At 73.0% G+C, this 14673-nt stretch carries 20 protein-coding genes; 8 read left to right on the top strand and 12 right to left on the bottom strand.

Going from position 1 to position 14673, the window contains the following annotated elements:
- Positions 1–51: 51 nt before the first annotated feature.
- Positions 52–1608 (bottom strand): deoxyguanosinetriphosphate triphosphohydrolase family protein, encoded by a 1557-nt coding sequence (locus tag HQQ85_RS19090; RefSeq protein ID WP_173184136.1) that lies wholly within the window; start codon positions 1606–1608, stop codon positions 52–54.
- Positions 1609–1759: 151 nt separating this feature from the next.
- Here HQQ85_RS19090 and HQQ85_RS19085 point away from each other — a divergent pair, with 151 nt between their 5' ends.
- The 4 genes from HQQ85_RS19085 (at position 1760) to HQQ85_RS19070 (ending at position 5017) form a co-directional block, all read left to right on the top strand.
- Positions 1760–2605 carry a DUF4397 domain-containing protein gene (locus tag HQQ85_RS19085; protein ID WP_173184135.1) on the top strand — a complete coding sequence of 282 codons (846 nt, stop codon included), beginning with the start codon at positions 1760–1762 and terminating at the stop codon, positions 2603–2605.
- A gap of 23 nt (positions 2606–2628) precedes the next feature.
- Positions 2629–3315: a class F sortase gene (locus tag HQQ85_RS21400; protein ID WP_173184134.1), complete on the top strand. Its 687-nt coding sequence runs from the start codon at positions 2629–2631 to the stop codon at positions 3313–3315.
- A 129-nt stretch (positions 3316–3444) separates the two neighbouring features.
- Positions 3445–4197, top strand: coding sequence for an RNA polymerase sigma factor (locus HQQ85_RS21215; protein ID WP_371741968.1), 753 nt, complete (start codon positions 3445–3447; stop codon positions 4195–4197).
- Entirely contained in the window at positions 4178–5017 is an 840-nt protein-coding gene (locus tag HQQ85_RS19070; protein ID WP_173184132.1) for an anti-sigma factor, read from the top strand. Before HQQ85_RS21215 ends, HQQ85_RS19070 begins: the two co-directional genes overlap by 20 nt.
- Before the next feature lie 89 nt (positions 5018–5106).
- Here HQQ85_RS19070 and HQQ85_RS19065 read toward each other — a convergent pair whose 3' ends face one another.
- The 3 genes from HQQ85_RS19065 to HQQ85_RS19055 all read right to left on the bottom strand — a co-directional run bounded on the left by HQQ85_RS19065 (position 5107) and on the right by HQQ85_RS19055 (position 7367).
- Positions 5107–5826, bottom strand: a complete 720-nt coding sequence (locus tag HQQ85_RS19065; protein WP_173184131.1) for a hypothetical protein — start codon at positions 5824–5826, stop codon at positions 5107–5109.
- A gap of 64 nt (positions 5827–5890) precedes the next feature.
- Positions 5891–6223, bottom strand: a complete 333-nt coding sequence (locus HQQ85_RS19060) for a hypothetical protein (RefSeq protein WP_173184130.1) — start codon at positions 6221–6223, stop codon at positions 5891–5893.
- Between the two features lie 10 nt (positions 6224–6233).
- Entirely contained in the window at positions 6234–7367 is a 1134-nt protein-coding gene (locus HQQ85_RS19055) for an NAD(P)/FAD-dependent oxidoreductase (protein ID WP_173184129.1), read from the bottom strand.
- 54 nt (positions 7368–7421) lie between these two features.
- Between HQQ85_RS19055 and HQQ85_RS19050 the strand changes: the two genes are divergently transcribed.
- Positions 7422–7796: a DUF3140 domain-containing protein gene (locus HQQ85_RS19050; protein ID WP_173184128.1), complete on the top strand. Its 375-nt coding sequence runs from the start codon at positions 7422–7424 to the stop codon at positions 7794–7796.
- Positions 7797–7872: 76 nt separating this feature from the next.
- Here the strand turns inward: HQQ85_RS19050 and HQQ85_RS19045 are convergent, their stop codons facing one another.
- From HQQ85_RS19045 to HQQ85_RS19010, 8 genes are all read right to left on the bottom strand, one after another.
- Positions 7873–8046, bottom strand: coding sequence for a CsbD family protein (locus tag HQQ85_RS19045; RefSeq protein ID WP_173184127.1), 174 nt, complete (start codon positions 8044–8046; stop codon positions 7873–7875).
- 235 nt (positions 8047–8281) lie between these two features.
- Complete coding sequence (locus tag HQQ85_RS19040; protein ID WP_173184126.1) at positions 8282–8887, bottom strand: hypothetical protein; 606 nt, start codon at positions 8885–8887, stop codon at positions 8282–8284.
- Entirely contained in the window at positions 8884–9462 is a 579-nt protein-coding gene (locus HQQ85_RS19035; protein WP_173184125.1) for a DUF6286 domain-containing protein, read from the bottom strand. The genes HQQ85_RS19040 and HQQ85_RS19035 overlap by 4 nt, the downstream gene beginning before the upstream one ends.
- Positions 9459–9878 (bottom strand): hypothetical protein, encoded by a 420-nt coding sequence (locus HQQ85_RS19030; protein WP_173184124.1) that lies wholly within the window; start codon positions 9876–9878, stop codon positions 9459–9461. Before HQQ85_RS19030 ends, HQQ85_RS19035 begins: the two co-directional genes overlap by 4 nt.
- Positions 9875–10066 carry a DUF2273 domain-containing protein gene (locus HQQ85_RS19025; protein WP_173184123.1) on the bottom strand — a complete coding sequence of 64 codons (192 nt, stop codon included), beginning with the start codon at positions 10064–10066 and terminating at the stop codon, positions 9875–9877. Before HQQ85_RS19025 ends, HQQ85_RS19030 begins: the two co-directional genes overlap by 4 nt.
- Positions 10063–10500, bottom strand: coding sequence for an Asp23/Gls24 family envelope stress response protein (locus HQQ85_RS19020; RefSeq protein WP_173184122.1), 438 nt, complete (start codon positions 10498–10500; stop codon positions 10063–10065). The genes HQQ85_RS19025 and HQQ85_RS19020 overlap by 4 nt, the downstream gene beginning before the upstream one ends.
- Positions 10501–10704: 204 nt before the next feature.
- Complete coding sequence (locus HQQ85_RS19015; protein ID WP_173184121.1) at positions 10705–11589, bottom strand: metal-dependent hydrolase; 885 nt, start codon at positions 11587–11589, stop codon at positions 10705–10707.
- Positions 11590–11618: 29 nt separating this feature from the next.
- Entirely contained in the window at positions 11619–12476 is an 858-nt protein-coding gene (locus HQQ85_RS19010; protein WP_173184120.1) for a 3-hydroxyacyl-CoA dehydrogenase, read from the bottom strand.
- A 121-nt stretch (positions 12477–12597) separates the two neighbouring features.
- On the opposite strand from HQQ85_RS19010, the gene HQQ85_RS19005 reads away from it, so the two are divergent.
- The 3 genes from HQQ85_RS19005 to HQQ85_RS18995 are packed head-to-tail and all read left to right on the top strand — an operon-like array spanning position 12598 to position 14665.
- Positions 12598–14070, top strand: a complete 1473-nt coding sequence (locus HQQ85_RS19005; protein ID WP_371741967.1) for a flavin-containing monooxygenase — start codon at positions 12598–12600, stop codon at positions 14068–14070.
- Positions 14071–14112: 42 nt separating this feature from the next.
- On the top strand, positions 14113–14352 hold the full coding sequence (locus HQQ85_RS19000; protein WP_173184119.1) for a hypothetical protein: 240 nt from the start codon (positions 14113–14115) through the stop codon (positions 14350–14352).
- Positions 14345–14665 carry a hypothetical protein gene (locus HQQ85_RS18995; RefSeq protein ID WP_173184118.1) on the top strand — a complete coding sequence of 107 codons (321 nt, stop codon included), beginning with the start codon at positions 14345–14347 and terminating at the stop codon, positions 14663–14665. Before HQQ85_RS19000 ends, HQQ85_RS18995 begins: the two co-directional genes overlap by 8 nt.
- Positions 14666–14673: the final 8 nt, after the last annotated feature.

The raw sequence follows: 14673 nt of genomic DNA, 5'->3' as shown, positions 1-14673 counted from the left end.
TGGTGGCGACCTCAGGTGAACAGCAGGAGACGATCGGTGAACAGGGCACCGTCAGCTGCCGAAGGCCCAGGGTTCGCGGTCGCCGCGGAGGCGCGAGGCGAGGGCGGTCGCCTGCTCGTCGGTGAGCGAGGCGACGTAGTCCAGGATGCCGCGGGCCCGGCCGAAGCGCGCCAGGGCGACGGGGTCGGTGGTCGGGCGGCCGGAGCCCGGGGCGTCGGCGTCCTCGGGCAGCCACTCGGGTGCATCAGCCCGCAGCCGGAAGTACCCGTCGGTCGCGAGCTCCACGAAGTCGAGCAGCTTCTGCGGCGCCCGGGCGCCGTCCCGCGGGTCGTCGAGCCAGGAGTCGAGCTCGGTGACGAGGGTGTCGAGCACCCGGGCCTGGCCGCGTTGGTAGGTGGCGAAGTCGGGGCGGTCGATCACGAAGCGGGTGTGCACGAACTTCAGCACGGTCACGTCGTGCCAGGCGTCGGGCAGGAGCGACACGTGGCCCGAGCGCACGTTCGGGTCGGCGAGCACGAGCACCGAGCGCTGCAGGCGGCCGATCCACGACGACACGAACGACTCGATCGCCCGCTCGGTCTGGCTCGAGCCGTCGAAGGGCACGGCGAGCAGGCCCTCCACGAGCTCGGTCGAGACGCGCTGCACCGAGGCGCGGAAGGTCTCGTCGCTGGCGATCCACGGGTCGCGGGAGACGATGCGGCGGCGCAGGAGCTCGAGGGAGTGCCCGGGCATCCGGTTCCACAGCTCGTCGGCGTCGAGCGCGGCGAGCGCCGTCTGCTCGCGCAGGAAGGTGCGGAACTCCACCGCCACCGCGGCCTGCTGCAGCACGCCCGCGCGGTAGAAGTCGTCGAGGTCGTGCAGGGAGTAGGCGATGTCGTCCGCGACGTCCATCACCGAGCACTCGACCGTCTGCTGCCAGGGGGCGATCGCGTCGAAGCCGCGGCGGGCGTCGAGCAGGTCGGCGAGGTCGAGGCTGTAGGCCGAGAACTTCGGCGGGGCGGTCTCCCAGCGGCTGGCGGTGGAGCCGCGCGGCAGGCGGGTGGGGTCGTCGGAGTCGATCTCGGGGCGGCAGAGGGTGCGGCCCCACGGGTACTTCAGCACGGCGGCGCGGGAGGCGGCGGTGAGGTTCAGCCCCTCCTCGACGGTCTCGCAGACGTCGAGCACCGAGAGGATGCGGAACGACTGCGCGTTGCCCTCGAAGCCCTCGGCGAGGCCCAGTCGGTCGCGGGCGAGGCGGTCGAGCACCTGCTCGCCGAGGTGCCCGAACGGCGGGTGGCCGAGGTCGTGGGCGCTGGCGGCAGCCTGCACAACGACCGGGTCGCAGCCGCCGAGCCGGTCGACGAGCTCCCGCTGGGCGGCATCCGTCGTGGTCAGCTGCATCGCGATGGCGCGGGCGACCGCGGTGACCTTGATCGAGTGGGTGAGCCGGTTGTGCACGACCTGGCCGACGCCCGACGGCGAGATCACCTGGGTCACGGCCGACAACCGGGCGAAGTAGGGCGAGAAGCGGATGCGCTCGAGATCGACCCGGTACTCCGGGAACTCCTCGCCGGTGGCGAAGCGGTCGACGGGTTCGGCGATGCGTCGCCGGCGGCGGTTCTCGTCCATCCGCCCAGCCTATTGCGAGGGCCGGAGCGGGCAGCGCGGGTGCGGTCTCAGAAAAATCACCGGCGGGTGCATCCGAATCGCGGCGACCGCGGGAAGAGCCTTCCGTAAGCAGTTTTCTCTCGGCCCCCCGGGGCTCGACCAGGAGGTACTCATGCACAAGAAGAAGATCCCCGCCGCCATCGCCGCCGGCGCTCTCATCGCCCTCGGCGGATCGGTCGCCGGCGCCCTGCCGGCCTCGGCCGCCGACGGAGACGCGAAGCTCTCGGTGCTGCACGCGGTTCCCGGCCTCACCGTCGACGTCTACGTCAACAACGCGCTGACGCTCGACGACTTCACCCCGGGCAGCCTCGCCGGCCCCCTCGACCTGCCGGCCGGAACCTACTCGGTGGCCATCACGGCGGCGGACGCGGCCGACGCCTCCGCCCCCGCCATCGGCCCGATCGACCTGCAGCTCGCGGCGAACGGCAACTACACCGCCGTCGCGCACCTCACCCCGGCCGGCGAGCCGACGGCGACGCTGTACACCAACGACACCTCCACACTGGCCGCCGGCGAGGGCCGGCTGACCGTGAGGCACGACGCCGCGGCCCCCGCGGTCGACGTGCTCGCGGGCGGAGCCGCCGTGGTGAGCAACCTGTCGAACCCCGACGAGAAGGTGCTGAACCTCCCCGCCGGCACCGTCTCGGCCTCGGTCGCCGCGACCGGCACCACCACGCCCGTGATCGGCCCGGCCGACGTGAACGTCGCCGAGGGCGTCAACACGATCGTCTACGCCTGGGGCAGCCTCGACGACGGCAACCTCGCCCTCGCGGTGCAGACCATCGACGGCCTGCACTCCGACCCGAGCGGCGTGCCCGCCGGATCGGCCGGTCTCGTGGCCAGCAACCGCCCGGCCGACCCGACCGGGCTGGTGATCGGCGCATCCGCTCTGCTGGTGCTCGCCGCCGGCGCGGGTGTCGCGCTCCGCCGCCGCAGCGTCGCGAAGGCAGCGCGCTGACGCGGTCGAGCACCCGACGGGCCGTGGCGCGGGCGGGTGCACCCCTCGCCCTCGCCGCGGCCCTCGTCGCCGGGGTGGTGACCGGATGCTCTGCACCGGCGTCCACAGCCGTCACCGCCCCGGCGACCTCCCCCGACGGCTCCGCGGCAACGGTCGCACCGGCCGCCACCCCCTCACCGGCCCCCTCGACCGCCGCCGCGGCTCCGGCCGTGCCCGAGGTGCCCCGCACCGACGCCGCCCTCCCTGCCTCGATCCCCGCCGTACCCGAACCGGCGCGGGTCGAGGTGCAGGCGCTCGGCATCGACGTGTCGGTGCTGCCCGAAGGCATCGACGACGCCGGGGCCCTGGCCCTGCCCGAGGACCCGGGGCTGGCGTCGTGGTACCGCTACGGTCCGTCGCCGTTCGGCGACGCAGGATCAGCGGTGATCGCGGCGCACGTCGACTCGCTCGAGTACGGGCTCGGCGACTTCGCCTCGCTGGCCGGTGCGGCACCGGGCACCGAGGTCGTGGTGAGCGCCGCCGACGGCTCGACCAGCACCTTCGCCGTGGTCTCGGTCGAGACGGCCGACAAGACCGGCGTGCCCTGGGCCACCGTGTTCGAGCGCACCGGAGCACCCCGGCTGACCCTGATCACCTGCGGTGGCGAGTTCGACTACAGCACCGGTCACTACCTCAGCAACGTCATCGTCACGGCGGCACCGGTCACGTGAGGGAGCGGCGACACTATGCTCGGACACACGACGGCCGTCGCGCTCCCCGTGCCCCCACCGCACGGGCAGACCCTGGCCGTACCCGAGCGGCGCGACGAGGCACCGCGACGACGAAGGCGATCCTCTGACGTGAGTGAGAAGCACCCCGACGGCCGGGCACCCGCCCGGCTCTCCGCGGTGCCCTCGGGCGGGGCGGCGCCGTCGGGTGGGGCAGTGCCGATCGGTGGGGCAGTGCCGATCGGTGGGGTGGTGCCCACGGGCGGGGCGGTGCCCACGGGTGGGGTCGTTCCTTCAGGTGCTGCCGAGCATCCGGATGCCCCCACCGACGACGACCGGTTGGCCGAGCGCTTCGCCGGTGGCGACGAGGATGCCCTGGCCGAGGTCTACACGCGCTGGTCGCGGCTCGTCTTCACCCTCGCGCTGCGCTCGCTCGGCGACCACGCCGAGGCCGAGGACGTCGCCCAGAAGGTCTTCGTCGCCGCCTGGCGCGGTCGCTCGGGCTTCGATGCCGGGCGCTCGGGGCTCGCCGCGTGGCTCGTCGGCATCACCCGGCACTGCATCGCCGACGCCCACGAGGCCCGCTCGCGTCGGCTGCGCACCGAGGAGGCCCTCGTCGGCGGAGCCGTGCTCACCGCACTCGTGCGCGAGCGCGACGACGAGACGGCGGCGGTCGCCGAGCGGCTGATGATCGCCGAGGAGCTCGAGCGCCTCGAGCCGGTGCCGCAGCGGGTGATGCGACTGGCCTTCTTCGACGACCTCACGCACACGCAGATCGCCGATACCCTCGGTCTGCCGCTCGGAACGGTGAAGAGCCACATCCGTCGTTCCCTGGTTCGGCTACGAACACGTTTGGAGGTGAGTGATGAGCCATATCGATCCTGACACGCTGGCACTGCTGGCGATGTCGGAGCTGCAGCCGAACCCGGCCGAGCGCCGGCACCTGATGGAGTGCGACGAGTGCGCCTCTGAGCTCGCCTCGCTCGCCCGCACGGCGTCGGTGGGGCGCGCCTCGGCGGGGATGTCGTCGGTGGCGCCGTCGCCCGAGCTGTGGCAGCGGATCCGGGCCGAGCTCGGGCTCGACGGCGGGGCCGAGGCGAACGACACCGTTCCCTCCGCCCCGGTCGTGCGGGCGGGTGCTCCCCTCGTTGCTGCACCGGCGGCCGAGTCGTCGCTGCCGGCCGAGCTGCGGGAGCCCGTGGAGCTGCGCGAGCCGGTCGAGCTGCACGCCGAGCGCGGGCGGCGGCGGGGCGGGCGGCGCTGGCTGCCCGTGGTCGCCGCGGCGGCCATCGTGGGGCTCGTCGGCGGCCTCGGCATCGGCGCCTGGCTCGGCACGACGTCGACCCCCTCGGGCGCGGTGATCGCGCGTGCGGTGCTCGACCCCTTCCCCGGGTGGCCGGATGCGCGGGGCAGCGCCGTGGTCGAGGAGCTGCCCGACGGCAGCCGCCAGGTCGTGGTCGACGTGGATCGGGCGGTGACGACGGTGTCCGACGCCGACCCGTTGCGCGAGGTCTGGCTGATCGCCGGAGACGCCTCGGGACTCGTCAGCATCGGCTTCCTCGACGGCACCTCAGGACGCTTCGCGGTGCCGGACGGCCTCGATCTCGCGGTCTACTCGCAGGTCGACGTCTCGGCCGAGCCCGACAACGGCGACCCGGCCCACTCGGGCGACTCGATCGTGCGCGGGCCGCTCCGCCAGGGCTGACGCGCGGGTCGACACCGAGCAGCCGCAGCGCGGGCAGGTCTGATCGGGTCGGTCGGGCCAGCCGGGTCGGGGCGGTCAGGCCGGGTTCGTCAGGCCGGGTTGATCAGGTCGGCGTGGCTCATCAGGCTGTCGTGCGCGTTCACGGCGAACGCCTCCACCGCCTCGACCGCGAGCACGTCGTCGACCAGGGCGCGGCTGCCGGCCACGATCGTGGAGTCCCAGTCGATCTCCGAGGCCAGCACCCACGCGTGGTCCCCCGGCCAGATCAACTGCGGCATCGGACCCTCGAACGGCGGCCTCCACCCGATCTCCGCATCCCACGGCCACTCCGGGTCGGCCAGCTCCCCGATCCGCCCCTCGAACAGCCCGTACGCGCGCCCGGGCAGCTCGAACCGGGGACCCGCGAAGACGACACCGGTGCCCCAGCCCTCCCACACCGCGAGCGTGACGGCATCCGTGGTCGTGGCCGCGGCGAGCGCCGGCACCAGCGCGGCCAGCAGCCGGGGGTCGAGCCACCCGGTTGGCGGTGCGGTCACACGCCGCCCGTCGACCTCGACGTCACCGCGCAGCTCGTCGACCCCCGCGACCCGGTGCCACTGAGCGAGCGGATGCACGACCCGCCCCGTGCGCGCCGCGACCTCCGCCCAGCTTCCCGGCCTCATGGCGTGGGCGCCGTCGTCGACCTGCACCGGATGCAGCACCCGCGCGTACGCCTCGAACCCCCGCCCGGCGACACCGCCGACGCTGCCCCAGCCGCCGAGCCGCAGCACGATCCACGCCCCGGGGTCACCGTTCTCGACTGCACGCATGCTTCATCCTCCCGTGCGGCACGCGGGCGCGTCGATCCCGTCGGCGATCCCGCCGGCGGTCCCGTCAGACGGTGTCGCCCGCGACCGCGTCGTCTCCACCGGCAGCGCTGCGGGTGCCGGCCTGGCGTTCGGACGCGTCGGCGCCCGGCGCGACGACCTCCTCCGGCCCGTCGCCCGCGAGCTCGTCCGCGACCTGCTGCGGCGAGCGGGGCTCGGAGAGCTCCCCTGGATCCTGGTCGTGGATGCTGTAGCCCTGCTCGTCGGGGAGCTCCGGCGACCCGCCCTGACCGACGCCGGGGGCGATGCCCGCGCTGCTCAGCTCCTCGGTGGAGGGCAACTCCTCATGGTGCCCGTCGCCGGAGTCGGTGATACGAGTGTTCTGCTCATCGGTGTCCATGCCGAGCAACCTACGCCGAACCGGGCCGCCCGCCACCGGCTCCGAGGCGGCGGGCGAGCTCCCGCCCGAGCGCATCGCCCGAGGCCCACGCGGTCGACACCGAGGAGCGCTCGCCCCAGGCGTCCCCGCACACGCCGACCGCCACGGACAGCCCGAACGGCTCGTCGTGCTGGCGGGTGGGGTTCGCGAACGTCCACCGGTGCACGACGGCCGACACGGGCGGGACGTCCAGCTCCAGCAGCGCGCGCACGGCCTCGGTCACGGCGCCGGCGGCGGTCTCCGGATGCGCGAGGTGCTCCCGCGCGAAGTCCCCCGTCGTGTGCGCCACGAGCACCGGCGCCCCGTCGCCCTGCCGATCGCCGTCGTCGGCGACGAACGCCAGCACGGGCGAGCCGTCGACGAAGGCACCGTGGAGATCCGACGGCCAGCGCCGCTCGTCGTAGCTCAGCACCACGGACAGCGTGGGCTCCCACGCGTCGGCACCCGAGAGCTCCTCGCGCGCGGGCGACCCCGGCGCGAGCATCCGCCCGGCCTGCGGATCGGGCATGGCGAGCACGACGGCCACGAACCCCGCCCCGTCGACCACGACCCCGCGGCCGGCCGCCTCGGCCGCACCGGCCTTTCCGACCGCGGCAGTCGCATCGGTCGCACCAGTCGAGTCAGCCGCCTCGGCCACCTCGACCGCACCCACCTCGTGCGACTGCTCGATCGCGACGCCGTCGGACTCGAGCGCGGCGGCCAGGTCGGCCGCGAGCGAGCGCAGGCCGGCGGTGGCCGCGTAGCGCATCGGGCCCGACTTGAGCTCGCGGGCGGTCACCGCGCCGGAGTCGTCGACGGTGAGCGCCGAGAACGTGTCGGTCCACTCGCGCACGAGGCCCCGGCGGCGCCACGACGTCACGAGCGCCTCGAACGACGACCCCTCTGGCACGGTGAAGTACCGGGCGCCGATGTCGGCCGGCCGGCCCTCGACCCGCTTGGTGGCGAGGCGTCCACCGGGCACCCGCCCGCGGTCGACGACCCGCACCGGCACGCCCGCCTCATGCAGCGCCCGGGCGCAGGCGAGCCCCGAGATGCCGGCTCCGACCACGAGCACCTCCCGCGCGTCGGGCTTCGAGGTGGACGCGGTGCTGGGTGCGGTGCTCATCCCCCAATCCTGGCCCGGGGATGCCGGATGCGCGCGACGGAGGGAGAGTGGAGCATGGCTGAGAACGACGAGACCGAACGCGACGACGTGCGGAAGGAGTTCGACGAGGCGGTCACGATGACCGCGGGCGAGCTCGAGAAATGGCTGGACACCGACGAGTCGAAGTCGGTGGGCCAGAAGGAAGGGGGCCAGGGGAAGGACGGCGGCGGCGAGTCCGTCGGCCACCACTCCGGCCGCCGCGTCATCGAGATCCTGCACACGAAGAAGGCCGACCTCGGCGACGACGACGTCGCCCACATGAAGAAGGTCGTCGGCTACGTGCACCGCCACCTCGCCCAGCGCCCCGACGGCGACGTCACCGACACCCCGTGGCGCTGGTCGCTGATGAACTGGGGCCACGACCCGCTGAAGAAGGCGAAGAAGAAGTAGCAGAAGCACCACCTGCCCCGAACGCACGAACGCGCCGCCCCTCCGAGGAGGGAACGGCGCGTTCGCGACGGGACGACTAGTTCTTGAAGGCGTCCTTGACGTTCTCGCCGGCCTGCTTGACGTCGGACTTGGTCTGGTCGGCCTTGCCCTCGGCGACGAGTTCGTCGTTGTTGGTGACCTTGCCGACGGCCTCCTTGGCCTTGCCGGCCAGGTCCTCGGCGGCGTTCTTGATCTTGTCTGCTGCGCTCATGATGGGTTCTCCTTCTGTTCGGTGATGTGGGGCCAGGCGGATGCCCGGCCCGGTGGGGGTGTGGCTAGCGGCGGGTCAGCTTCTTGGCCGCGTGCTTGGCGGCTTCGGCCCTGGTGCCCGCGATGTAGGCGGTGATGCCCACGGCGACGACGATGACCCAGTGGATCGGCTTCGACATGTCTGTTCCTTCCTGCCCCGAGGGGCGCCTGCCGATGGCCGGCGGGGACGGGTGCGGCTACTGCAGCCGGGTCGAGCCGCTGACCCGGGCCCGGAAGCCGCCGCTGATCTGCACGAGAGCGGGCAGCTCCCGACCGAGCAGCTGGTCGAGCGCCCGGAGGGTCGACTCCACGATCGCGGAGGCGTCGGCGGGCGACACCCCGCGGCGGCAGGTCACGGAGACCTTCAGCGTGGGGGTGCGCTTGACCCGGTAGGTCGACACGTGGGAGGTGACGAACTCGGGGCGGGCGGACAGGGCATCCTGGATCGCCTCTTCGGCGACCTTGGACGAGACCACGGTCTGCCCGTGCTCGCCCACGGTCTCGTCGACGACGGTGCCCGTGCGGCCGTGACCCTGCCGCAGTGCGAACACCACGAGCAGCACGACCGCCAGCACGATGACGACCAGCACGGCCGGCATGATCCAGCTGACGCCGGTGTCGCCGAGCGGGGTGGACTGCAGCCAGGTGCCGACCTGGTCGCGGATCGGGTCGGCCGAGGCCTTCCAGCCGTCCCGCACCGAAGGGAGAAGCACGGCGGTGGCCGCGGCGGCTCCGACGGCGACGACGAGCAGCCCGACGACGAACAGGAGCAGGCGGTTCAGGGCGCGGTTGGTGCTGTTCATGCTCCGACCTTCCCGTTCTCGCGCACTCTCACGCGGCTCGACACCGACCGGCGGAGGCCGTAGCCGGCCAGTTCGCGGTCGACGGCCGCGGAGACGGAGGACCGGTCGACCGGGATGCCCGAGGTGGGCACCAGGTCGACGACGGCCTGACGACGGGAGACCGAGACCGTGGTGTGGTCGGGGTCGACGTCGGCGGCGAGCGAGGCGTGGCGGGCGAGGGCCGAGGCCACCACCTCGCTGTCGACGATCGTGGCGGCGCGCTCGGTCTCGAGCACGTGCCGCGGCCGGCGGCCGGGGGCGAGCGCCAGCACGATCAGCACGAGGCCGATCACGACGGCGACGACTCCGGCGGCGACGACGATCGCGGCGGGCGCCTCGGGCAGGGACACCGCGGAGGCGAACATGTCGGCGGGCGCCACGAGCAGGGCCGGGAGGCCGAGCAGCGCGATCACGATCTCGGTGCCGACCCAGGCGAGGGCGACGACGATCAGTACGGCGACGACGATGGCCGCCGTCGACCGGGGCGAGTGCAGCTCACGCCGCGTGATGCGGCGGCGCACGGACTCGGCGCTCATGCGACCCTCTCCTCGCTGCGGATGTCGATTCCCGTGACCCTAACGGTCACGCGGGCGATGGACGACCCGGTCAGCTGCTGGACGCGGGTGCGGATGGTCTCCTGCGCCGCGGCCACCCGGTCGAGGATCGGGCCCCCTGACCGGATGACCGACGACGGCTCACGCTCGACCCTGCCGAGCGCCACGACCCGGATGGGCGTGGACACGGTGAGGGCGAGAAGACCCCGGCTGTCGGCCAGGTCGACGCCCACCGTGGACGCGGAGACCCCGAGGGCCTCCGCCGTCACCGCGGCGACGACCCGGTTCAGGGCCTTCGACGCGATGCGGTTTCGTCCGAGGCGGGCGGCACCGGTCGTCGCGGGGAGGGGCGCCGCCGAGCCGGCCGGCGCGGCCGGACGTTCAGCGGTGATCGTCATGACGAGGTGCGCTTTCCGCGGAACGCGTCGACGACGCGCGAGACGTCGAGGTCACCCGAGACGACCCGGCCGACCGCCGCCCCGACCGCCATGGCGATCGCGACGAAGAAGAAGGCCCAGAAGCCGATGACGACCCAGGTCAGGGCGAGCACCGCCCCGACGAGGATGCCGGTACGGGTCGCGGTCACAGGACTCGCGCCTCGGCTGCGTCGTCGGCGGCGTCGTCGGAGGGCAGGTGCACGTCGTTGACGGTCACGTTGACCTCGGTGACCTGCAGCCCGACGATCGACTCGACGGCCTGGATGATGTTCTGGCGCACGCCGTCGGCGACGTCCTGGAGGGGCGCCGGGTACTCGGCGACGATGGTCACGTCGACGGCGACCTGCTTCTCGCCGACCTCGACGGCGATGCCCTGACCGAGGTCGGTGTTCGAGATGGCGTCTCGGATGGCACCGAAGGCCCGGGCGGCGCCGCCACCGAGGGCGTGCACGCCGCGGGACTCACGAGCGGCGATCCCGGCGACCTTCGACACGACGTTGTCGTTGATGACGGTCTTGCCGAGACCGGTGTCGGTCGAGGTGGCGGTGGTGGCGGGGATTCCGGCCGGCGTGGTGGTGGCCATGTTCTGCTCCTTGTCGTGGGGCCCGTGGGTCGGGCCTGTTCGCTTCATGACTAAGACGGGTCGAACTCGCAGATCGTCACGCCGGTTCGCAGAAAAGTTCCCGGCGCGCCGGCCGGGCGGCCGAGCGTCTGCAGCCGGCGGGTATGACCGGCTGCACCGACAGCTTGGCACGAAAGAATTCAGTACGCCTAGTAGTTAGTCCTTCTAGGCACTCTGCATGGTGATCATTCGCATAGCGGCTCCGTCGTCGTCGAGCTCGAGCGTCACCGTCAGAGTGCCGAGCTCCCCGAGATGCGTCGCGTGGGTGCCGCCGCAGGCGATCGAGGCGAGGCCGTCGGGCAGCTCGCACTCCCAGAACCGGCGGGTCGAGAGCGAGCGGTCGTCCCGGCGGATGCGCACCGCCGCGTCACCCGTCACCCACTCGGCCAGCGTGCCGTTCACCGCCGCAGCGACGGCGTCGAGCTCGGCCGCGAGGCGCGCCGAGTCGAAGCCGCGCTTCCGCAGCGACTTGCCCAGGCGGTACTCGTCGACCGAGCCGTGCGGGCGGATGCGCGAGCTCGCGATCGCCGTCTGGTCGAAGTCGGGGCTGCCGAGCGCGTCGGGCGCGACCTCCTTGCTCCAGAAGCCGGCGAGCGCCCGGTTCAGTGCCAGCGAGGCGAGGTGGCAGGAGGTGTGGCCGAGCGAGAGGGCGCGGCGGTGCTCCTCGTCGACCTCGGCGGTCACCGTGTCGCCCTCGGCGATCGGGGCGTCGGCGTCGACGAGGTGGGCGACGACGAAGGCCCAGCCCTCGGTGCCGAGCCGCACGGGCAGCTTCTCCCCCAGGTGCAGCTCGGCCCCGTCGCTCGCCGCGATGCGGCAGTCGAGCACCGCTATGGGCCCTGCCTCAGCCCCAGCCCCAGCCCCGGTGACGAGCACGCCGAGGTCGGGGCCCTGGTCAGGCCAGGTGGGGTCGAGCGGATGGAACGGGGTGGCGTCGAGCAGCACGGCGGCACGGCCATCCGGAAGCAGTTCACGGTGCAGAACCGTGCCCGTGCCGCGGGTCTCGCCGTCGGGGTAGCCGATCAGGGTGTCGAGGGAGGGAAGAGCCATACCGGAATGGTAGGCGCCGCAGCCCGGGCTCAGCGGTACCGGTAGAACCCCTCACCCGACTCGACGCCGAGCTTGCCCTGGTCGAGGTAGTGCTCCTTGAGGTACGCGGCCCAGGCCTGGGAGCCCGCGTCGGGCCTCGCCGAGGCGATCGCGTAGGCGGTGCGGAGGCCGACGACGTCGAAGATCTGGAACGGCCCGAGCGGGGCGCCCGTACCGATGCGCCAGGTCGCGTCGACCGTCTCGGGCTCGGCCACGCCCTTCAGCACGAGCTCGGCGCCGGCGTTCAGCAGGGGCACGAGCAGCGAGTTGAGCACGTAGCCCGGCTGCTCCTTGTGCAGCTGGATCGGCACCATGCCGATCTCGACCGCGAACGCGACGACCCGCTGGTAGACGGCCGGGTCGGTCTGGGGCGTGCCCATGATCTCGGCGGTGTTCTGGCGCCAGATGTGGTTGGCGAAGTGCAGGGCGAGGAAGCGGTCGGCCCGGCCCGTCGCGTCGGCGATCGCGCTCGGCAGCAGCGTCGAGGAGTTCGTCGCGAACACCGTCGACTCGGGCGCCGCGGCGGCGATCTGCGCGTACACCGAGCGCTTCAGCTCGACGTTCTCGGGCACGGCCTCGATGACCAGGCCGGCGTGCGAGACGGCGTCGGCGAGGTCGGTCGAGAAGCGGATGCGCGTCAGCGCCTCCTCGGCCCCCGCCCGCTTCTCGCGCCCGCTGTCGGCCACGTACTGGTCGACGATGGCGTCGAGGCGACGCCGCGCCGCCTGGATCGCGTCGTCGCTCACGTCATAGCTGACGACGGGGACGCCGTGGTTGGCGGTCTGGAACGCGATCTGCGCGCCGAGCACGCCGGCACCGAGCACGGTGACCGATTCGAAGACGGGCATGGTGCGGCCTTTCTGTCTGGATGCGGTCACCGTAGCGTGATGGTGGCGCGATCGGGGGAATCCCCGGGGCGTTGACAAGCGGCGTCCAGGGTGGGCGTGCGCCGTGCAGGAGGAGGCCGTCGTGCGCACCGTGGACGTGGTGGTGGTCGGCGCCGGGCTCGCGGGCGTCGGGATGGCCGCGCGGCTGCGGCGTGCGCATCCGGAGCTCGATCTCGTCGTGCTGGAGGGGCGCTCGGCCATCGGCGGCACGTGGGACCTGTTCCGGTACCCGGGCGTGCGCTCCGACTCGGACATGCACACGCTCGGCTACCCGTTCCGGCCGTGGACGGACGAGCGCTCGATCGCGCCGGCGGGGGTCATCCGCGACTACGTGCGGGACACCGCCGAGGAGGAGGGTGTGCTGCCGCTCGTGCGATTCGGGCAGCGCGTGACGGGAGCCGCCTGGAGCAGCACTGCCGGACGGTGGCGGGTCGAGGTCTCCGGCGGCGAACCCCTCGAGTGCCGCTTCCTCGTGCTGTGCACGGGGTACTACCGGTACGAGGCCGGGTACACGCCCGAGCTCCCGGGGCTCGACGACTTCGCGGGCCGCGTCGTGCATCCGCAGCACTGGCCCGAGGGCCTCGACGTCTCGGGCCGGCAGGTCGTCGTGGTCGGCAGCGGGGCCACGGCGGTCACCCTGGTGCCGGCGCTCGCCGAGGCGGGTGCCCGGGTGACGATGCTGCAGCGCTCACCGAGCTACGTGAGCGCCGTGCCGTCGCGCGACGCCTTCGCCCGGCGGGTGGGGCGGATGCTCCCGCCGCCCGCCGCGCACCGCATCGTTCGGGCGAAGAACGTGGCCGTCTCGACCGCGATCTACCGCTTCGCGCGGCTGCGCCCGGCCTCGATGCGGTCGATCCTGCTGCGGCGGGCGGCTGCGGCGCTGCCCGCCGGATTCGACCTCGGGCACTTCAGCCCGCGCTACGACCCGTGGGACGAGCGCCTGTGCGCCGTGCCCGACGGCGACCTCTTCACCGCACTCTCGGGCGGGCGGGCCGAGGTGGTCACCGACCGCATCGTGCGGGTGGTGCCCGACGGGGTCGAGCTGGCCTCGGGGCGGATGCTCGGGGCCGACGTGCTGGTGACCGCGACGGGGCTCGTGCTGCAGCCGCTCGGCGGCATCCGCCTCACCGTCGACGGCGACCCCGTGGACGTCTCGACGAGATATGCCTATCGCGGCATGATGCTGTCTGGGGTGCCGAACCTGGCTTTCACCATCGGCTACGTCAACGCTTCGTGGACCCTGAAGACCGACCTCGTCGCCCGCTACGTCACGCGCCTGCTCACCCGCCTCGCCCGCACCGGCGCCGCCTCCGTCACCCCGCAACCGCCCCCGGAGGCGCGCGCCCCCGCGAGCGCCACCCCCGAAGGCGCGCCCGCCCCCGTGCCGGCCGAGGCCGAGCCCATGCTCGGCTTCGCCTCCGGCTACTTCCGCCGCGGCACCCATCTCCTCCCACGCCGAGGACGTCGCGGCCCCTGGCGCGTGCACCAGGACTACTTCCGCGACGTCCTCTCCCTGGCCCACGGCTCCCTCCGCCGCAGCCTCCGCTACCGCTGAATTCTGTTTGACGAAACAATTCTGTCGAACTAAACTCCGGCCATGGAGTTCCAGTTCACCCGTTCATCCCGCAAGCACCGCATTGGTCGCGGGTCGGCGAAGGCCGCGCTGGTGGCGGCGGGCACCCCGGAACTCCTGGACGACGGCAAACTGAAATGGGTCGGCACTGACGAGCGCGACCGAGAACTGGAGATCGTCGGAGTCCCGATCGAGGCCGAGGATCTCGTCCTCATCATTTATGTGATGCCCACCACGTTCCAGACAGGAGTGACCGATGACTGACCCGAAGAACTTCGTCGTGACCGAATCGACGGTGTTCCACGACGAGGAGGCCGACCTCGAGGCCCACGACTACCGCGGCCCCGACGGTGAGCGTCTCACCGAGGACGCCACCGAGCAGTACACCGCCCAGCGCCGAGGCGCCGGGCGCCCATCGCTCGGTGACAGCGGAGGATCGTCCCCCAGCGTGGCGTTCCGTCTCACCGCCGAACTGCGGGCCGAGGCCGAGGAGGTCGCCCGACGCGAAGGTCGCCGGGTCTCGGCGATCGCCCGTCAGGCCCTGGAGGAGTACATCGCCAATCACCGGGCCAGCTGACGCCGGAT

This window comes from Herbiconiux sp. VKM Ac-2851 (genome assembly GCF_013205105.1).
In the GTDB taxonomy this organism is placed as follows: domain Bacteria; phylum Actinomycetota; class Actinomycetes; order Actinomycetales; family Microbacteriaceae; genus Herbiconiux; species Herbiconiux flava.
This window is presented reverse-complemented; position numbering and strand designations above follow the sequence as displayed.